The following is a 20655-nucleotide window of genomic DNA, read 5'->3' on the forward strand; positions in this document are numbered from 1 at the left end:
ATATTTAAAATCGTACTCTAAAACTTATATTAGGTGTAATCCCAAGAGACACATTTTCTACTGTAAGTAACTCACCATCGCTATTTTTAACATAATAGGTGTTGATTACATTTTTTCGATCTAAAAGATTCCATATGGATGCTCCAATTGAAGCGTCCATCTTATTTGTTAGTGTTAATTGATACGTTGCAGAAAGATCAGTTCTTAAATAATCATCTAAACTTGTGCTGTTAGGTGCCGCATAGTTAATTTGTGAGGTATTTGGGTTTTGAGTTTCTAGGGGTAAGGTTAGGGATTTTCCAGAATGCCAATTAACACCAAGCGCTAACTTTAAATCATTAATCGAATAAGTGCCTGCAAAGGTTGCAGTATGGCGTACGTCAATGTTGTTTGGAAAAGTATTGCCTTCATTTAAATTTTCGAATGTATAGTCATTTTTACTAAACGAATAACTGAGCCAAGTACTGAATGAATCAAACTGCTTATTGATAAGAAAATCGATACCACTTACTTGATATTTTCCGGTATCATTAGAAAATTGAAATTGATTTTGAAACCCTTGGCTTCTAGCTGTTATACCTTCAACATTTTTGATGAATGCTTCTGCACTTATTAATAGTTTGTTTCTATTATAATGAACACCAACAGCACCTTGAGTACTTTTAATAATTGGGACGTCTTCATTATTTGATAAAATCCATCGACGTTTTTCAATACCTAAAAAATCGTTTTGCAAATCAATAATTTGTGATGTTGTTTGACTTTTTAGTTCGGCAAGAAATTCAATTCTAAAATCATTATCTAATTTATGACTTACTGATAGTCGAGGTTCGGTAAAGAACTCGGAGAATTTTTCAATATAATTGGTTCGTAATCCAATTCTTGCATATGTGTTTTTGTTTGCAGAAGTAAATTCGGCTTCGCCATAAATAGAGTGGGTTCTTACCACTTCTTTAATAAAACTTACAAAATCTGGGTTATCTCTGTTTTCCTCGTTACTAATAATAACCTCACTAAATTGATAACCACCATGAAGTTTTAAATTGTCGTCAATGTGATTGGTTGCATTAATTTTTATGCCTAAATCATTTACTTTATTATCTTGATTAAGTCGTTGGTTGTTAGTAATGTCGAAGTTAGTTGCGTTCAAATCATAGGTTGTGTAGTACACTTGTGCTGTGGTTGTAAGCTTACTATTCCAATATTTTAAATATTCAAATCCGGCAGCAAGATTATTTTGTTCTAAGCTATTCTTTAAGGGAATACTGGTATCAGATTGTTGATCATAAGTTAAATTATTATTAATGGTTAAAAAGTTGAATCTAAATTGATCTTGATCTGAAATATCGTACAAAAATTTTGTTGATATATCGTAGAAATAAAATCGCTCGTTATTTGAAGTAACTTCAGAATTGCTTTGAGATGTGTTTGAAAAATCAGAATCCTGAAAGACGCGTTGTAAATATTGATCATAGGTAGGTGTAAAAATAAAATCGGTTAATGATCGTCTGGCCGATACTTGTAGTTCGGCATTTTCGTCTAAAGGAATTTTAGCAAACCCATCTGCATTAATAAGATTGAATCCAGCCCCAGCTTTAAATTCTTGATCTAATCCGTTTGATTGTTGCATGTCTATAACACTAGAAACACCATCACCAAACTTTACGCTAGTTCCATTTTTAGACACGTTAACTTCTTTTGTTAAGTTGGGATTAAATGCAGAAACAAGTCCGAAGAAATGTCCAGACTGATACATTTTTATACCATCCCAAAGAATCAAATTCTGATCATGAGTTCCGCCTCTTACATTAATGTTAGATACGCGTTCATCAACACTTATTATTCCAGGTAATGCTTGAATACTTTGAAGAATATCTGCTTCAATAAGACCTGGGAGTATCCCGAAGTCTTCTGTGTTAATGTTGACTTTACCATCACTTTTCTTTGATATACCTTTAGTAAGGAAATTAGTAATGACGATCTCTTCGAGTTTTTGGGTTATAAAACTACTAAAGGGGTTGGTACGTTTTGAAATAACTATTCTAGAGTCATCTAGCTTAATGAAATCCAAGTTTGTTTCAGATTTCAAATAGTCAAGTACTTCGTCTAAAGTGAGTCCCTCATCTGGAGGATGTGCTATCTTTTCTTCAATAGTTTGATCTAAATAGGTAAAGTTGATAGTGTATTTAGCCTCTAACTGTACAAGGATTTTTGCAAGCGGTAGTTTATCCTTTGAATTGGTTTGAGCACAAATACTGACCACATTCAAGAAAAATAAGATTATAAAAAGATAGTATACACCTTTTTTACTCACGTTTTAATGTAATGATATTATCCGTTTTACTATACTTTAATTGTAATGGTAAAGTAATGGATTTTAAGGCAATTTCAATATCATTATGAATAAAACTTCCAGTAAAATTTTGAGTAAGGTCTAGATTGTCAAATACTATAGAAACATTATACTGTCTTTCGAATTCGGCAATAACCTCTCTATATGGAATACTTTTAAAGGTACTATTATGGTGTAGCCATGAAGGACCAGACAATTGCTCTTTTTTAGTAGTTATGTAGGTTCCATCTATGATTAAAAACGAATCTCCAGGAAGAAGCGTCGTTTGTTTTATGTTGGTGTCTATTCCAACTTTTCCTTCATAGCAGGTTACTTCAAAGTAATTGTTACGATGCTTAACATTAAATTGAGTTCCTAATACTGTTACAGTTCCAAAATTAGTTTTAACATCAAATTGTTGGCCTTTAGCTACCTTGAAAAAGGCTTCTCCTTCTAGAGAAACACTTCGATTGTCGTCCCACGTTGATTTGTTAAAACTTAAAGAAGATAATGCGTTTAATTGAACTTCAGAAGCATCGGGAAGCACGATAGTTTTTTGTTGTGATGCTATTGTATGTTCTGAAGTGTCAAGGGTGGTAGTATAAAAGTAAACACCAAAACAAATGATTAATATTGCTGCAATTTTTGATAAAGTAGGTGTAAGTTTATGGGACGTTTTTTGTTTTGAATTTATAGTATTCCATACCGTTTTTAAAGCCTCGTCTGTAACTACAGTATCAGCCTTAAAGCCTTTTAGATGTGTATCTAACTTGATAAGATCATTGTAATCTTCAAGCTGTTTGAATGCTTCAAGCTCTTGAGGATTTAGATCATGATCTAACCATTTTTGTATGAGGTTGTCTCGGTTCATAGTATTTGGTTCAACAATAGAACAGTTATGTTATTATAATTCCTACCCTTATAGTTCATCGATGTCTTGTCTTAATTTTTTTAATGCTCCATAAATGCGCTTTTCAACAGCCTTAGTAGAAATGTCTAGGATACTTGCAATTTCCTTAAATCGTTTGCCTTCAACTCGATTCATTAGAAATGCCACTCGTTGTGCTTCAGTTAGGTTAGCGATGGCATTTTCTAATTTTTCTTTGTATTGTTTTTCTTCAAGTAAAAATTCAGGACTAATATTAGTACTATGCTGTGGTTTTAATTTTTGATGACGTAGAACTACTTTTTGATGTGCATATTCATTTAGCATTAAATTATTTGCTGTTGTGAATAAAAAGCTTTTTGCTTTCTCTTGAGAGACTTTAGAACAGTTCTCCCATAATTTAACAAAAGCTTCTTGCATTTTATCTTGTGGATTTAACTGATGCCCAAATTTATAAAACAAGAAATTGTGTAAATCTTGTGAGTATTTCTTGAAGATTGAAGAGAACAGATGTTCTTCACAAATATTTTCTTTAAGCGGTTTTGCCATATGTTTTCGGTTGCAGCTAAGTTATAAAAATTATATGGTAGGAGTTTTCAATATTTGATTGTTCTATTAAAAATAGAAATAAACGTTAAGTAAACTTAACCGTTAGTTTTAGTTTTTAGTTGGTTAAAAAGGATTGTTGGTCATAGCAATCCTTTTTTGTGTTTTAATTTCTGCTTTTGAACTTCATAAATACATCACAAATCGTTAAATTTGCATCTTTAAAATTCTAGAAGCATATGTTTAATAATTTAAGTGAAAAGTTAGATAAAGCGTTACACGTTTTAAAAGGCCATGGTAGTATAACAGAAGTCAATGTAGCCGAAACTCTTAAAGAAGTTCGTAGAGCCTTATTAGATGCCGATGTTAACTTTAAAATTGCTAAAGAATTTACCAATAAAGTCAAGGAAAAAGCTTTAGGGCAAAATGTATTAACAAGCTTGCAACCAGGTCAGTTAATGGTGAAGCTTGTAAAGGATGAATTGACAGAGTTAATGGGTGGTGATGCTGAAGGTATCAATCTATCTGGTCAACCTAGTGTCATTTTAATGTCAGGTTTACAAGGGTCAGGAAAAACTACATTCTCTGGTAAATTAGCTAATTATCTCAAAAATAAAAAAACCAAGCGCCCATTATTAGTTGCGTGTGATGTATATCGTCCTGCGGCGATTGATCAATTACATGTAGTTGGAAATCAAATTAATGTTGAAGTCTATAGTGATAAAGGTAATAGTGATCCAGTTGCTATTGCTCAAGCTGGTATTGCCCACGCTAAAGCTAACGGATTTAATGTTGTAATTATTGATACCGCTGGTCGTTTGGCGGTTGATCAGGCCATGATGGATGAAATTTCTAACATTCATAATGCTATTCAACCTCAAGAGACCTTGTTTGTAGTAGATTCGATGACTGGTCAAGATGCTGTTAATACAGCGAAGGCCTTTAATGACATTTTGAATTTTGATGGTGTCATCTTAACCAAGTTAGATGGTGATACACGAGGTGGAGCTGCAATTTCTATTAAATCTGTTGTAAACAAACCAATAAAGTTTATTGGTACAGGTGAAAAAATGGAAGCTATTGATGTATTCTATCCTTCGCGTATGGCAGATCGTATCCTTGGAATGGGAGATGTGGTGTCTTTAGTGGAAAGAGCTCAGGAGCAGTATGATGAAGAAGAAGCTAGAAAAATTCAGAAAAAAATTGCAAAGAATCAGTTTGGTTTTGATGATTTCTTAAAGCAAATACAACAAATCAAGAAGATGGGTAATATGAAAGACCTAATCGGAATGATTCCAGGTGCAGGAAAGATGATGAAGGGTGTAGATATTGATGATGATGCCTTTAAAGGTATTGAAGCGATTATACATTCTATGACTCCTTCAGAACGTTCTAATCCTTCTATTATTAATGCAAGTAGAAAGAAACGAATTGGAAAGGGATCTGGAACTTCGGTACAAGAAGTAAATCAACTGCTCAAACAATTTAACCAAATGAGTAAAATGATGAAAATGATGCAAGGCGGAAAAGGAAAAGCAATGATGCAAGCTATGAAAGGCATGAGATAAAAACTCATGCTTTTTTTATATAAAACTAACACCACAACGCAATACAACAACAATGACAATTTTAGACGGCAAGAAAGTAAGTAACGATATTAAAAATGAAATCAAGCAGCAGGTTGATAAAATGAAATCTAAAAATGAGAAAGTACCTCATTTAGCAGCTGTTATTGTAGGTAATGATGGCGCAAGTTTGACCTATGTTGGAAGTAAGGTTCGTGCTTGTGAGCGTGTTGGATTTGAATCTACAATGGTACGCATGTCTAATACGACTAGTGAAATTGAGTTGCTTGATAAGATTGAAGAGTTAAATCAAAATGATGATATTGACGGATTTATTATTCAGTTACCATTACCACCTCAAATTAATACGCAAAAAGTCTTAATGGCTGTTGATCCAAGTAAAGATGTTGATGGTTTTCATCCAGAAAATTTTGGAAAAATGGCTCTTGATATGAGTACATTTATACCTGCAACTCCATTTGGTATCTTAGAATTGCTAGATCGTTATGGTGTTGAAACAAAAGGAAAGCATACTGTAGTAATTGGAAGAAGTCATATTGTTGGTCGACCAATGAGTATTTTAATGGGACGTAAAGGCTTTCCTGGAAATTCTACTGTGACATTGACGCATAGTCATACTAAAAATATTACGCAAATCACATCTCAAGCCGATATTATTATCTCTGCATTAGGTGTTCCAAACTTCTTAAAAGCAGAAATGGTAAAGGATGATGTTATCATCATTGATGTAGGTATTACCAGAGTACCAGATGAAAGTTCTCCGAAAGGCTATATTATTACGGGTGATGTAGATTTTGAAAATGTTAGTAAAAAAGCAAGTTATATTACACCTGTACCTGGAGGCGTAGGACCAATGACCATTGCTATGCTTCTTAAGAATACATTATTAGCAAGAGAACAGCGTATGTAAATCAAAATTGGTATGTGCACGTGAAGTAAATAATAAGTTGCATCTATTTATATGTCTTGTCATTCTCTATAAAAAGAAATAACTGTTGTAAATAATCCTATATTGCAGCATGATTATAATTTCTGTAGTATTAGACCGCGTTCTTATTTTAAGTTTAGAACATTTGTTACCTATTGGTTTAGCTACGGTTTTTGCAATTGTTTTAATTCGTTATGCAAAAGGTCAATTGCCTAATCAGCAGCAGCGAATTTGTCATTATATTGCTCTTTTTATTTCTTTAATTGTTGTTGTCTTTCATTTATATTACATGCTTTTCGGTGATTATAATTTTAGAACCGATTTACCATTGTATTTGTGTAGTCTTCTTGGTATTTTAATTCCCATTTATACATATTATCGAAAATATTGGATGTTTGAGATTTTAGTCTTTTGGATTATAGCTGGTACACTTCAAGGAGTTATTACGCCTGATATTGCTGAAGGCTTTCCGAGTTTTGATTATTTTAGATATTGGGTTGTGCACTTAGGATTACTCTTAGTGATTTTTTACAGTGTTTTTGTATTTAAACTCAAACCAAAACTTAAAAGTGTATTCAAATCCTTTCTTGCATTACAAGTGTATGTCGTTTTAATGATAGTAATAAACTATTTTTTAGACGCTAATTATTTTTATTTAAATAAGAAACCAGAATCGGCTTCTGTATTAGATTATTTGGGAGATTGGCCGTATTATATTATTGTTTGTCAGTTACTCATAATTCCTTTGTTTTTGATCATTTATTTACCGTTCCATTTCCGAAGAACTAAGACTTAGCAAATAACTGATTTATATCTTTAAATGCTTTGAATTCTAAGGCGTTTCCCGCTGGATCTAAAAAGAACATGGTGGCTTGTTCGCCAACTTCTCCTTTAAACCTAATATAAGGCTCTATAATAAAATCTACTCCTTTTTTTGAAAGTGATATTGAAAAATCATGAAAGACCTCCCAAGGCAATACAACACCATAATGTGGAACAGGAACCGATTTCCCATCAACAGCGTTTGTGTGTAATGTGTCATTAGACTTTGGCTTATAATGAATCACTAATTGATGACCAAATAAGTTAAAGTCAACCCAGTGATCACTACTGCGTCCTTCTTCGCATTGGAGGATGTCACGATAAAACTTTCGACACATGTCTAAATTATGTACAGGAATAGCAATATGGAAAGGAGATAGATTACTCATTTTTTGTGATATTAAGAATTGTTTTGAGTATAAAGGTATTAATAAAAATGGCTTACCTAAAGGATGCAGATGCGCATATTTATTAGGTAAGCCCGAGAACAATTCAAACTTAAGTGTTAATACTATTCTTGTTTTCTTTTATATAAACCATCAAATGCAATCGTCCAATGTTTACCTTCATCAGAACTAGACTCTTGCACTTGTCTAACGGTATCATCCTCTTTATTATAATACCATGTCATGCGAAACCAAATCTTAGGCGCTTTTGCAATAAGTAACATATCTCCATCGGTTTCTATGGTTGGTTGTTCATAATGACTTACGTTACCTCCGGCCACCCAATTTTGTTTCCACTTTTTATCTAGAGGATCGTAATAGCTTATAGAGTGTCCTCCATTACTACCGATAGGTTTCCAGTTTTCGATAATACCACAAAGGCCATTAGAATTAGTGATACTGCTTTCAGCTATTTTCTGATTTTGTGAATATACATCCCATTCACCAACCCAAAAATCAAAGGCTCTATAGTTATCATCAAACTTGCATGGATTGGCTCTTTTGTACATATTTTCTCTTATGGTTTTAAACCGCTCATCTGAGCGAATAGCATCAAAAATGGGTTGGTCTAACCGATTGTAAAATCCAAATTGTTGTTCGTCTAAAGCTGTTAATTCTGCAATCGCTTTTTCTTTTAGATTTTGGGCAGTGTAACCTTCTGCGAGCCTTAATAATACAGCAGGACCTTTAAGACCACTTTTTTTGGCAATCTCTAAATTTTTAATTGCTTTTTTGTACTCTTTTAAGTTGGCATAGCTAAACCCCAAGAAATAGTTGGCCATTGAGTCTTTTGGATTACTCTTTAATTGTTCTTGAGCAATTTTAATGACAGCTTCGTAATTTTCATTATTGTAATAGGCTTGATAAGGCGAATTAGTTTGTGAGAATCCAAATTGAAAAAATATGATAATTATAGCAGTAATACAGGTGTTTCTCATGGTGATTTAATTTTTAATTATAATTTTTTGTGAACGTTCTTTTCCGTAGGAACTAATATGAACAATATAGACACCATCGCTATAGTTTTTTGGAGTCCATGATAAGTTGTCTTTAAGCGTAAGTGTTTCGATATGTTTGCCTAAGATAGAGTAGACATGTATATCATCTGAAGGCTTAACAAGTTTGGAATCAAATTTGAATTCACGACCAAGAGAAGGAGATATGAAAGCTGTTTCAGGCTGATTTATATCTGTTGTTGAAAGCGTTGAGGGCATGATATAGAATGCATTAGTATTGATGAGATTAGCAGCCATTGAGGCATCACTATCAATAAAATCCTCTATAAATGTACCATTACTATCATACATTTTTATAAGTCCAGTAGGACCATTACCTATAAGAAAATTACCATTATCCAAAAATGCAACACCTTCTGGTGTGCTTAATCCAGAAACGATGGTTCCTAAAGGCTCACCTAAGCTATTAAAAAGTTTTAGCGAAGAGTCCCCATAATCGATTACCCACATGTTCCCATTTTCGGTTTTATCAAACCAAATATTTGTTGGACCCGATAGGTTAGATTCATTAATAAAAATACTATCGTATTGTCCAGAACTATTAAATTTATATACTCGTCCAGATCCAAAAGCACTAATATAAAAGTCACCGTCACTATCCCAATCCATACCAATGCTTAGGAAGATTCCTGCACTTGTATAGTTACCTAATAATGAACCATCAAGGTTATACTGTAATACGAATTCCGGACCATTTTGGTTATTCCATTGAAGTACATATAATATGTTATCTAGAATACGCATTCTTGTTGGAGCACCAATACCAGTAGCAAAATCATCAATGTAATTTCCGTCAAGATCATACTTGGTGATTTTTCCACTAAAAAAATTAGAAATTAAAACGCGATAGCCTTCGTTGGGTAAGTTGGCAATGAGAATATCTTGAGGCCAAGATAATTCTTCATCTGTAAATAGCACTCCATTTTCACCGTTATGATCAAATTTTAAAATTTTATAATCTGAAGTTGGAGTTACCTGAGCAGTTATGTCGCTTACCAAAAGATGTGAACCTTCTGGTAACTGAGCAAATATGATATTGATGGAGCATACAGCGGTAAATAGCAAGTATACAATGTAGTTAGTAATTCTTTTCATAATATTTTGTTTTTGATTTTATTCAAAACAATATGAAAACAACGAGTTATGGGTTTGCTTTTATAAAATTTTACTTATTAGTATGTCTTTTTTTATACTCTGTAGGTGTGCAATTATGTTTGTCTTTAAAAGCTTTATAGAAAGTCACTTTATTATTAAAACCAACATCAAAGTAAATGGATTTTATACTATAATTATTTGATGAAATTAATAGTTTTTCGGCTTCCAACAGACGATAATCATTTATAAAATGATTAAAGTTTTTTCCAGATTTCTTATTGATTACCTTTGAAAGTAGGTGAGTAGAATATCCAACTTGATCGGCTAAGTTTGCTAGCCTAAGTTCATTATCTGTAAAAGGTTTTTCACGTTCAATATAGTGAACAAGATTATTATAAAACTCATTAATTAGACTGTCTTCAAAATTCTCTTTTTTATTTTGAATAGGTAAAAATAGATTTGAGAAAAACTCACCATCAAATATTTGAGGTTCTTTATAAACGAAATATCCAATAGTATAAATACTAATTGCCATTGAAAATGAAATCATATAATCCCATTGGTTATTGAAAAAAGAAAAATTTACCAAAATATAGTATGAGACATATGATAAAATAAAAAGTATATATAATGCAATGAGTACTTTTATCCATTTGTATCGTATTTTTTGTACTTCAGTAGTTAATACGTTATGTTTTTTTACTAGCCATAGGATTGCTAATAGGTAGATAATTAGATGAGCAATTATCAATTTGTAGTGAGACAATAAAGGTATATTGATTTTAAGATTAAGTCTATGACTAAAAATAAATTGATACCAAAGTAATAGAGTAAGGCCAATCCAAAAAAAGCAAGGTATAAAATGTAAAACATTGAGTTTCTTCTTTATCATATAACTGTTTGAAATATAGGTATAGAATAAAGGGCCAATAGAAAAAAGTCCCACAAATTGAAAGGAATTAAAATACGGATGTTTAAATGCGTATTTAGTCCAAAACATTACATATGCAAATAAAATTGCTGAAAATGCCAATACCAAAAAAGCAATAGGACGATTTCTTTTATTTCTATTGCTTATTAAGATAATAAATAGAAACACGCCCATTGCTACAGCACATAAAAATCCTGAGGTCCAAGTATCAAAAGAAGGCGTTTGTTGCATTTAAAACTAAGGTACATAAAAATAAGAACCGTTAAAGTTTAGAATTATAAATATTTACCTCTTTAAATAAGTCTTTTATGATTAGGAGCCTAAATGGCTTTAATTTATTAAGTGTTTGTATAACTCAAATATTAAGAAAATTCACTAAATATTAGAGAGAGTATTTGTGGTTTTATTTTTTTCTTACGCAATCAATTTTCCAAGTAGGATAAATAACGGTTTCAGTTTTGTCAACCCATTCACCAATCCATTTATACCCAGTTTTACTCATGTCATAAAACGTTAAGCGGAAATATCCCTCAGTGCCATTTGGTGCAGTTTGATCTCTATAGAGTACAATTTTATCTTCTTTTTTGCCGCCTTCCCAAACAGGGAGAATTGTAGAAGGCGTTTTTGATGAGTACCAATGGACATACCATCGGCTACTGTCTTTAATAAATTGTCTAATACTTCCTGAATGTGACCCATCGGCTTTTAAAGTTTCATCTTGTACAGCAGTACCGTTCATAATATAACGCCATGTCCATGTCATGTCTTCTGAATCATTCCATGTACCATCTTGTTTTCGAGTTGTAGATTTACAATGACAAGATCCAATCATACTTTCAAAATCTTTAATGTTTTCTGAAGCTTCAGGGTTAGCTTTGCCAAAGGGATGTTTGTCATTGGCATCATATTCATATTGGGCATGTGTTACAGTAAGTGTACATAAAAAAAGTAAAACCAAATGCATTGTAAATTTCATAATCGTATGTTTTGTTTGTCATGTCTTTCTGAACCCATTTATTATCCTTTATCAGTTGATTGTTAGCCAAAGATGAAGGTCCAGAAATGACATGATGTGAGATTTATTGCTAATTCAAATTAACTTACTCAAAGCAATGAAAAAAGAACATATCTTGTTAGTCAATTGCAGAGAGTCGTATTTTATTTGCAGTAAACTGAGTTAAGAAAAACCTAATATTGATTTAGAAAATCTCTTACAGTTTTAAGGTTGCTTTTAGAAACCGGGACTTTTGTTTCATTTTGAAGAATAACATTAGGTGAATTGGCTAAGTTTAACTCTTTTGCTAAATCCATATTGACAATTGCTTTTCTATGTACACGTAAGAAATTAGTGTTGAGTTTTTCTTCTAAAGCTTTAAGAGAGCTTCGCATGGTATAAGTTTTATTGTCTACAGTATGTACTTTTACACAATAATCATCAGCTTCAATCCAGCAAATATGATTTACAGGAATAATTTTGCGTTTGTTTCCAATTTTTATGTTTAAGACTGTCGACTTTTCGTCAACCTGAGATCTTAGTTGGTTGTACAGTTTTGTGTTGGTAGCTTTCAATTCAGAAAGTTCCTGTACTTCAATTTGTAACTTTTCATTTTCAAAATATAAATACAAAATCATACTTATAGCAATGTATCCAAGCGTATAAATAGGAGCCTTTTGATAGGTAAAAAAAGGAAGGAATTCAGAAAAGAAATAGCTTATCGAAAACGAATCGGCTGAAAAGTAAGCGCTACTTAATGATATAATAACAATATTTAAGAACACCAGACCAATAATAACACCTACAAGTTTAAAAACATCTATAGCGGTTTTAGTTTTAAAAGTATTTGTTTTGATATAGTAGATGAGGATAAAAGAAAATAGAAGCCAAATAATCCATCTATAAGATTGATTTTTTAAAATTTCAAAAAAGGTAACTCCTTCACCTAGGTCATAACGTCGTATATAATAAAGTTGTTGAAACGTCTCAAATGCAATAGCAAGTATAACCACAAAAGCGATGACTAAAAGACTGCGCTTGGTGTTTGATGCTTTTTTAAACAACTTAAACATGATGGGTTATTTTTTTATACGTTTTGATGTCTTAGATGTATAGTGCTTGTTAGAATCTTCTAAAAGTTTACCTAATGTTTTGAATTCTTCAGAAGTTAATTCACGATACACTCCAACAGGTACATCAAGTGGAATATTCATGATTCTTACACGCTTCAAGGTTTGTACCTCATAGGTTAAATACTCACACATTCGACGAATTTGTCGATTTAAGCCCTGAGTTAATATGATACTAAAGGTATGTGAATCTAATTTTTTGACTTCACATTTTTTTGTGGTTTTTTCTAAATCTTTCAGATAAATACCTCCAGACATGCGTTTAATAAACGTTTGTGAAATTGGTTTGTCTACAGTGACAATATATTCTTTCTCATGATTATTACTTGCTCTAAGAATTTTATTCACGATATCTCCATCATCAGTTAAAAGAATTAAACCTTCACTTGGCTTATCTAATCTTCCAATAGGAAAAATACGTTTTGGATAATTAATAAAATCAATAATGTTGTCCTTTTCAACACGTGTATCTGTTGTGCAAACAATACCAACGGGTTTATTGAAGGCCAAGTATACAAAAGATGCTTTCGTATTTTTTACGAGTTCGCCATCAACGTGAATCTCATCATCAGGAGCTACTTTAGTTCCCATTTCTGGAATAACTCCATTAATGGTTACTCGTCCAGCATCGATAAGTTTGTCGGCTTCTCTACGAGAGCAGAAACCCGCTTCACTGAGATATTTATTAATTCGTTTTAGGTTGTCAGACATATTTCAAAAGTACGAAACTATGCATTAATAAAATTGAGAATATGATTATGAACGTCTTCAGACTTTAGTCCATGTCCTAATCCTTTAGTCGTAATGAGGGTTGCATTTTTATAGAATGTTTCGTAGTCTTTAGCATCACTATAAGGAATAATTTTATCCAATTCATCATGAATAATTAAGCCCTTATCATTAATATGTTCTAATAATCGTGCTGAATTAAAATAATCGGGTGTTTTATTAAATCGTTCTACAATAATATCGTCCATGGCTTTAGCAATTCTATTATTATAACCCATCATAGCTTTATATCTTTTGAATACACCAATAAAATTGGATGGAGCTCCGAGTAAGATTAATTTATTTACTGATGCTAACTGATATTTATGCTGAAAAAATGCTGTCGCCATTCCTCCAACCGAATGCCCAATAATAATATTTGCATTAAATTTTTTTGCTACGATGTGGATGCATTCAGAATACAAAATAGCATTAAATCTTTTTCCAGTCGATTTACCATGAGCAGGAGCATCCATAGCAATAACATTATAATCTAGCTTATTTAATTTCTCAATCAAAGAACGCCAACGGTAAGAATTGCTTTCCCAACCATGAGCAAGTAAAACGGTATCTTTTTTTCCTAACCAACGATAGGTCATTATATTGATATGTTTATAAGTAACATCTTCAATAAATGCAGTCATCAAATAGTCTTTCTCTATTTCTTTGAATCTTATCTTTCGCGGACTAGAAAAAAGACGAATAGCAATATTGCCCGCTAATTTTGGAGATAATAGGCTCATTAAGTTTATAAATCCACCTACTAATTTTAGAACGATCTTTTTCATCAATCTTCTCTGTTTACTAAGTCCATAGAAAATGCAGGAGTACAAATCGCTATATACTCGCAAGGAATGGTAAATGGATTGGAGTATTGAACTCGTACATTTTTATTGATTTTAATTGATTGACCAGCTTCTAAAATAATGGTATCATTATCTATAATAAATTGTTTTTTGCCTTTGATGATATACGTGTATTCGTCAAATTCTGGCGTTTGAAAAGGTTCCGACCAACCAGGAGGAGCAACCATGTGCGCAATACTTATTTGAGAGTTTCCATCTGTAGCATTGCCAAAATGTTCTTCTATAAGTTTTCCGTCTGTTGTAGGTACAATAAAAGGGGAGTTTTGAATCTTGTAATGTTTCATTCTTAATTATTTATTCTCCCTAATTAATATTGTGTGGCGCTAGACTAATTTTTTATGATCTCTAATGAGAAATGTAATGCACTTACATTACCAATGAATCATAAAGTATTTGATTTTTGCATTGTCTGGAATTTGAATAGCTTCAATATTCAAATTCATATCAAATCTTAAGTTTGCTGGTAGTTCCTTTTTATCAATCGTAAAAGACGCATTTATCTCGTTAACAGATATTACAATCGACCTAATTAGATTATTAATACTCGAAATTTTATAATTATCGTTGATGTCTTTAAAGGTGCTAAGTGTTGATATGTTTTTATCTGTTTTGAAGGTGTCACTTAGAATATGAACACTCTTTATCGTAGATGTCGAATCTAAGGCCTGACTAGGAGTTAAGCTCAATAACTTGTTGCCATTACTCGCATAGATATAAATATCATTGTTGTCCTCAATAAATTCATCTCCTTTAATTGATGTTACAATAGAATCATTAGGGAAAGCAAATTCCAAATCTTTAACTTGTGTCGAATCAGTTAAAAGACCAACATGATGCTTGCTTATTTGAAAAGGATCTTGTTTTTTTTCAGATTTACAGCTAACGACTAAAAGTGCTATAATTACTAAAGCTGATATTTGTTTAAAAGTTGTATTCACAAATTAGATATTAAAAATTGAGTTAATTGTTATTTAAGCATTTTTGTCAAGATACCAAGAACACTGCGTATAACAGTTGGACTTGTCAATACTTTAACTATTGGGTTTTGTCTTGAACTTCGACTTCTAGATCGAGACGCTCGTTGTTTACTTTCCGCTTTTTTTAGAGCTTCTTTCTCTTTGCGAGCTTTTTCTTTGGCTTCTTCAGCTTCAGCAGCTTCGATTTTTTTGTTCAGCATTTCATAGGCACTTTCTCTATCAACCTCTTCATTGTACTTTTTGGCAAGTTTAGACTTTCCAAGTAAATTTCCAAGTTCAGTTTCGGTAAGTACATCCATACGACTCATTGGAGCGCGCATCATAGTTGCTGCTAATGGTGTTGGCTTTCCTTTTTCATTTAATGCAGATACTAAAGCTTCTCCTATTCCCAACGATGTTAATACATCTGCAGTATCGTAGTAGGCTGTGTCTGGATAGTTTTGAGCAGTAAGCTTTATAGCTTTTCTATCTTTAGCAGTAAAAGCTCTAAGTGCATGCTGAACTTTTAATCCAAGTTGACCTAATACGGCTTCAGGAACATCGGTTGGATTTTGCGTAACGAAATATAACCCAACACCCTTACTACGAATGAGCTTAACAATGCTTTCAATTTGGTTTAACAAAGCCTTTGAAGCTTCATTAAATATTAAATGCGCTTCATCAATAAACATGATTAATTCTGGTCGGCCACTATCGCCTTGTTCAGGAAATGTAGAATAAATTTCAGCTAAAAGACTCAGCATGAAGGTTGAGAATAATTTGGGCCTATCTTGAATATCTGTTAATCTTATAATATTGATATAACCTCTTCCATCATCATCAACACGTAATAAATCATCAACTTCAAATGAGGTTTCTCCAAAAAATAGCTCACCGCCTTGTTGTTCTATTTCAACTACTTTTCTAAGAATTGCTCCTGTAGAAGCTGTAGAAATCCTTCCATAGGCTTCTGTGAATTCTTTTTTGCCTTCTTGAGTAGCGTATTGTAATATCTTTTTAAAATCTTTTAAATCGAGCAAAGGTAATTTATTGTCGTCACAATATTTAAAGATAACAGCTACAACACCAGACTGCGCTTCAGTTAAATCTAATATACGAGACAAGAGTACAGGGCCAAACTCGCTTACTGTTGCGCGAAGACGTACACCATCTTGTTCTGACAATGTCATTATTTCTACAGGAAATGATTTAGATTCAAATGGTAATCCTATTTTTTCATGACGCTCGTCTATTTTTGGATGGCCAGGGCTGGGTTGTGCTAATCCACTTAAATCTCCTTTTATGTCCATCAATAGTACAGGAACACCTTTCTCACTAAGATTTTCAGCTAAAACTTGCAGTGTTTTTGTTTTTCCTGTCCCAGTAGCACCTGCAATTAATCCATGTCTATTCATGGTTTTTAGAGGTACATTTATAAAAGCATTTGATAAGGTTTCACCATCTAACATTGCAGATCCTAGTGTAATGTAGTCGCCTTTATTAGTGTTTCCTTCAGTGATTTCTTTTAAAAAATCGTCCGTTCTACTCATAGTTCAAAATTTGCATAAAAATAGTGTAATTTTAGTCAAGTTTAAAATCAACTAAAATGAAAAATTTCTTAACATTCATATTTTTATTATTTCTTTTTATAATGTCTTCGTGTCAACAGAATAATAATGCTATTATTTTCCATAAATCTCATGAAGTAAAAAAAGCCAATGCACCTTTTAGTGATGTGGTAGAAGCAAATGGGTTTTTGTTTTTAGCTGGACAAGTTGGTATGGATCATTCTACACGAACACTAGTAAATGGAGGAATAGAAAATGAAACCAGACAATGTCTCGAAAATATAAAGGCTGTTCTAGCACAACACGATTCCTCTTTAGATCGTGTGGTGAAGTGCACCGTTATTTTAAAAGATATTAATGATTTTAGAGCTTTTAATGAAGTTTATGTGACCTACTTTCCTAATAAACCAGCAAGAACAACTTTTGCGGCGTCTGGTTTGGCCGTTGGTGCTAATATTGAAATTGACGTTATTGCTGTAAAATAAAATCAATGCATTTAATTTTAGAGTATATTTGCAGGCTATGACTAGAAGAGAACGACAAGAATTAATAGATAAAGGGTTGCTTTTGCCTTTAATGGAAGAGTTTTATACTATTCAAGGTGAGGGATATCATAAAGGGACAGCTGCTTATTTTGTTAGAATAGGTGGTTGTGATGTGGGGTGCCATTGGTGCGATGTTAAAGAAAGTTGGCTAGCCGAATTGCATCCGCCAACTGAAACTTCAGCAATTGTTAATAATGCAGTGAAGTATAGCAACACTATTGTGGTTACTGGTGGTGAGCCTTTAACTTGGGATATGGGGCCGCTCACAGATCAACTTAAGGCTAAAGGAGTTCAAACTCATATTGAAACCTCTGGAGCTTATCCCTTATCGGGAACTTGGGATTGGATTTGTCTCTCTCCTAAAAAAATGAAATTACCTACAGATGAGGTGTATGCCGAAGCTGATGAACTCAAATGTATTATTTATAATAAAGACGATTTTCGTTTTGCTGAAGCACAAGCAGCCAAGGTTAATAAGGATTGTATTTTATATTTACAACCTGAATGGAGTAAACGAGATAAAGTTGTACCACAAATTGTAGACTATGTGATGGATAACCCTAAGTGGAAAGTGTCGTTGCAAACCCATAAATATTTGAATATACCATAAATAAAAAAGCGCTGAATTTCAGCGCTTTTTTATTGATCTTCAAGATTCAAACTACTTAGTGAAAGGTACTGCAGTTCTTGCATTTCCCCAACCTAGATGCATGAGAACTCCATTTTTAGATTCTTCAAATGCTATTGAAAATGCTTCTAAAGATTCATTAGCACTTGTTACAGGTATAGCTAATCTTGCAACATCATTGTCTTGTTTGTAAAAGTAGCTTCCCCAAATGTTCAAGTCTTTACTAATAATGGCTGTCCATTCTTTGTCACCAGGAATCACATAAAATGTATAAGTTCCTGGTGCAATTTTAGTATCACCCAACGCCATAGTTTTGTATAGGGTAAGTTCTGCAGCTTCATTAGCCCCAGTTCTCCAAACCTCTCCATTAGGTGCTAACTTCTCTAAAGAGCGTCCTTTAAGTTGTGGTCTACTGTAGATAATTTTTATGAGTTTATTAGAGTCTTTATAACTCGAAGGATAGGATGCTGCATCCATCGGACTTTTATCTAAGCCACTAAATTTTTGTGCATTCACGTTTACTGAAATGAGCATAATAAATGCCATAGCGATAGCAGAAATAATCGATTTTGTTTTCATAATGTGTTTTTATGTTTTTAGAATGATATAAAGATAAAACCCGATGGTCTTAATATTTTACTAAATGTCGAAATCGGATGTTAAAGTTTACAATTAGAGTGAAAAAAAGAATAAATCAATACTTTTTTATTTCATTTTTATTTGAAGATATGATTTTTAGTTTTAAAATGTAATTAAAATACAATTTTATGTTTTATATTTATAACTATAATTTCATATTTGCCTTATCAATTACGAATAACAAATAAGGAATATAAATTAAAGATTATAATTATGTGCGGAATAGTATGTGCGTTTGATATAAAACAAAAAACAGATGATTTAAGACCTCAAGTATTAGAAATGGCTAAAACAATTCGTCATCGAGGACCAGATTGGAGTGGGATTTATAGTGATGATAAAGCGATTATGGCACATGAGCGCTTGGCTATTGTTGACCCAGCTTCGGGCAAACAACCCTTGCTAAGCCCAGATAAAAAACTAATCTTAGCGGCTAATGGTGAAATCTATAACCATAGAGAACTGCGTTCTCAATTTCCAGATTACGATTTTCAAACTGAAAGTGATTGCGAAGTGATTTTGGCATTATACCAAGAAAAAGGTGTCGATTTTGTTGATGATATGAATGGTATTTTTGGTTTCGCAATTTATGATACTGAAAAGGATGAATATTTTATTGCTCGTGATCATATGGGAATTATTCCTCTATATATTGGTTGGGATAAATATGGAACGTTTTTCGTTGCCTCAGAATTAAAAGCTTTAGAAGGAATTTGTACTAAAATTGAATTATTTCCTCCAGGACATTATATGTCAAGTAAAGACGGAGAGTTTGTAAAATGGTACAAGCGTGATTGGACAGAATATGATGCTGTAAAAGAGAATGAGACTAGTATTGCGGAGGTAAAGCAAGCATTAGAAGATGCAGTGCATAGACAGCTAATGAGTGATGTACCTTATGGTGTATTATTGTCTGGAGGTTTAGATTCTTCAATTACATCTGCTATAGCTAAAAAATATGCGCAGAAACGTATAGAGTCTGATGATACGAAGGATGCTTGGTGGCCACAGCTGCACTCATTTTCAGTAGGTTTAGAAGGATCACCAGATTTAGCTGCTGCAAAAAAAGTAGCAGATCATATTGGTACAATTCATCATGAAATTAAGTTTACCATTCAGGAAGGATTAGATGCCATAAAAGATGTGATTTATAATATTGAAACGTACGATATTACGACAATTCGCTCATCTACACCAATGTATTTAATGGCTAGAGTAATTAAGTCTATGGGAATTAAAATGGTGTTATCAGGTGAAGGTGCCGATGAGATCTTTGGAGGGTATTTATATTTTCATAAAGCGCCAAATGCTAAAGAGTTCCATGACGAAACAGTTCGTAAATTAGACAAGTTACATATGTATGATTGTTTGAGAGCTAATAAAAGTTTAGCTGCTTGGGGAATTGAAGGCAGAGTTCCATTTTTAGATAAAGAATTTATGGATGTTGCAATGCGTATCAACCCAAAAGATAAAATGATTAACGGAGAGCGAATGGAAAAATGGGTAGTTCGTAAAGCGTTTGAAGATATGATTCCAGAAAGTGTAGCATGGAGACAAAAGGAGCAATTTAGTGATGGTGTTGGTTACAGTTGGATTGATACCTTGAAAGATCTTGTGGAAAAAGAGGTCACCGATGAACAAATGACTAACGCTAAATTTCGTTACCCAATTCAAACTCCAATTAACAAAGAAGAATACTATTATAGATCTATTTTTGAAGAACATTTTCCAAGTGATGCAGCAGCCTTAAGTGTACCACAAGAACCTAGTGTTGCTTGTAGTACGAAAATTGCTTTAGAATGGGATGAAGCATTTAAAAATATGAATGATCCTTCTGGTAGAGCTATTGCAAATGTTCATGATGAAGCTTATGTTAAAATTTAAGAAAGACGCGTTTATCGAACATTAAAAAAAAGACTAATCATTGATTGGTCTTTTTTTATTGAAAGTTTAAAAATGAAAGCAATATATTT

At 32.7% G+C, this 20655-nt stretch carries 21 protein-coding genes; 6 read left to right on the top strand and 15 right to left on the bottom strand.

The features are described 5' to 3' along the window. Positions 1–4 precede the first annotated feature (4 nt). Genes ACTU6T_RS11370 through ACTU6T_RS11380 form a run of 3 tightly spaced genes read right to left on the bottom strand, consistent with a single transcriptional unit; the run spans position 5 to position 3767 of the window. On the bottom strand, positions 5–2263 hold the full coding sequence (locus ACTU6T_RS11370; protein ID WP_460220762.1) for a TonB-dependent receptor plug domain-containing protein: 2259 nt from the start codon (positions 2261–2263) through the stop codon (positions 5–7). Between the two features lie 43 nt (positions 2264–2306). Further along, on the bottom strand, positions 2307–3203 hold the full coding sequence (locus ACTU6T_RS11375) for a FecR family protein (protein WP_460218316.1): 897 nt from the start codon (positions 3201–3203) through the stop codon (positions 2307–2309). A 48-nt stretch (positions 3204–3251) separates the two neighbouring features. Then, a complete protein-coding gene (locus ACTU6T_RS11380; protein ID WP_460218317.1) occupies positions 3252–3767 on the bottom strand; it encodes an RNA polymerase sigma factor in 516 nt (171 codons plus the stop codon). Between the two features lie 236 nt (positions 3768–4003). Between ACTU6T_RS11380 and ffh the strand changes: the two genes are divergently transcribed. From ffh to ACTU6T_RS11395, 3 genes are all read left to right on the top strand, one after another. After that, positions 4004–5332, top strand: a complete 1329-nt coding sequence (gene ffh / locus ACTU6T_RS11385; protein WP_460218318.1) for a signal recognition particle protein — start codon at positions 4004–4006, stop codon at positions 5330–5332. Between the two features lie 52 nt (positions 5333–5384). Then, the gene (locus ACTU6T_RS11390; protein ID WP_460218319.1) at positions 5385–6260 is read left to right on the top strand and encodes a bifunctional 5,10-methylenetetrahydrofolate dehydrogenase/5,10-methenyltetrahydrofolate cyclohydrolase; all 876 of its coding nucleotides are present in this window, start codon (positions 5385–5387) and stop codon (positions 6258–6260) included. A gap of 109 nt (positions 6261–6369) precedes the next feature. Beyond that, entirely contained in the window at positions 6370–7074 is a 705-nt protein-coding gene (locus ACTU6T_RS11395) for a YwaF family protein (RefSeq protein ID WP_460218320.1), read from the top strand. Here ACTU6T_RS11395 and ACTU6T_RS11400 read toward each other — a convergent pair. The 11 genes from ACTU6T_RS11400 to ACTU6T_RS11450 form a co-directional block, all read right to left on the bottom strand. Then, positions 7064–7489: a VOC family protein gene (locus tag ACTU6T_RS11400; protein WP_460218321.1), complete on the bottom strand. Its 426-nt coding sequence runs from the start codon at positions 7487–7489 to the stop codon at positions 7064–7066. The two genes, ACTU6T_RS11395 and ACTU6T_RS11400, sit on opposite strands and share 11 nt — an antisense overlap. Positions 7490–7611: 122 nt before the next feature. After that, positions 7612–8484 carry a tetratricopeptide repeat protein gene (locus tag ACTU6T_RS11405; RefSeq protein ID WP_460218322.1) on the bottom strand — a complete coding sequence of 291 codons (873 nt, stop codon included), beginning with the start codon at positions 8482–8484 and terminating at the stop codon, positions 7612–7614. 6 nt (positions 8485–8490) lie between these two features. Further along, positions 8491–9657 (bottom strand): T9SS type A sorting domain-containing protein, encoded by a 1167-nt coding sequence (locus ACTU6T_RS11410; RefSeq protein WP_460218323.1) that lies wholly within the window; start codon positions 9655–9657, stop codon positions 8491–8493. Between the two features lie 70 nt (positions 9658–9727). After that, on the bottom strand, positions 9728–10819 hold the full coding sequence (locus ACTU6T_RS11415; protein ID WP_460218324.1) for an AraC family transcriptional regulator: 1092 nt from the start codon (positions 10817–10819) through the stop codon (positions 9728–9730). Between the two features lie 172 nt (positions 10820–10991). Continuing rightward, complete coding sequence (locus ACTU6T_RS11420) at positions 10992–11564, bottom strand: hypothetical protein (protein WP_460218325.1); 573 nt, start codon at positions 11562–11564, stop codon at positions 10992–10994. A gap of 212 nt (positions 11565–11776) precedes the next feature. Further along, positions 11777–12655 carry a LytR/AlgR family response regulator transcription factor gene (locus tag ACTU6T_RS11425; RefSeq protein ID WP_460218326.1) on the bottom strand — a complete coding sequence of 293 codons (879 nt, stop codon included), beginning with the start codon at positions 12653–12655 and terminating at the stop codon, positions 11777–11779. 6 nt (positions 12656–12661) lie between these two features. Further along, positions 12662–13423, bottom strand: a complete 762-nt coding sequence (locus ACTU6T_RS11430; RefSeq protein WP_460218327.1) for a pseudouridine synthase — start codon at positions 13421–13423, stop codon at positions 12662–12664. Positions 13424–13440: 17 nt separating this feature from the next. After that, entirely contained in the window at positions 13441–14268 is an 828-nt protein-coding gene (locus ACTU6T_RS11435; RefSeq protein ID WP_460218328.1) for an alpha/beta hydrolase, read from the bottom strand. Next, positions 14268–14630, bottom strand: coding sequence for a cupin domain-containing protein (locus ACTU6T_RS11440; RefSeq protein WP_460218329.1), 363 nt, complete (start codon positions 14628–14630; stop codon positions 14268–14270). Before ACTU6T_RS11440 ends, ACTU6T_RS11435 begins: the two co-directional genes overlap by 1 nt. A gap of 87 nt (positions 14631–14717) precedes the next feature. Then, positions 14718–15284: a hypothetical protein gene (locus tag ACTU6T_RS11445; protein WP_460218330.1), complete on the bottom strand. Its 567-nt coding sequence runs from the start codon at positions 15282–15284 to the stop codon at positions 14718–14720. Positions 15285–15313: 29 nt separating this feature from the next. Beyond that, entirely contained in the window at positions 15314–16852 is a 1539-nt protein-coding gene (locus ACTU6T_RS11450; RefSeq protein ID WP_460218331.1) for a helicase HerA-like domain-containing protein, read from the bottom strand. A 56-nt stretch (positions 16853–16908) separates the two neighbouring features. On the opposite strand from ACTU6T_RS11450, the gene ACTU6T_RS11455 reads away from it, so the two are divergent. Continuing rightward, a complete protein-coding gene (locus ACTU6T_RS11455; protein ID WP_460218332.1) occupies positions 16909–17355 on the top strand; it encodes a RidA family protein in 447 nt (148 codons plus the stop codon). 37 nt (positions 17356–17392) lie between these two features. Continuing rightward, positions 17393–18025, top strand: a complete 633-nt coding sequence (locus ACTU6T_RS11460) for a 7-carboxy-7-deazaguanine synthase QueE (RefSeq protein WP_460218333.1) — start codon at positions 17393–17395, stop codon at positions 18023–18025. Positions 18026–18076: 51 nt separating this feature from the next. Here ACTU6T_RS11460 and ACTU6T_RS11465 read toward each other — a convergent pair whose 3' ends face one another. After that, a complete protein-coding gene (locus ACTU6T_RS11465; RefSeq protein ID WP_460218334.1) occupies positions 18077–18622 on the bottom strand; it encodes a DUF2911 domain-containing protein in 546 nt (181 codons plus the stop codon). Between the two features lie 273 nt (positions 18623–18895). Between ACTU6T_RS11465 and asnB the strand changes: the two genes are divergently transcribed. Beyond that, the gene (asnB, locus tag ACTU6T_RS11470) at positions 18896–20566 is read left to right on the top strand and encodes an asparagine synthase B (protein WP_460218335.1); all 1671 of its coding nucleotides are present in this window, start codon (positions 18896–18898) and stop codon (positions 20564–20566) included. Positions 20567–20655: the final 89 nt, after the last annotated feature.

It is taken from the genome of Psychroserpens citreus (genome assembly GCF_055686305.1).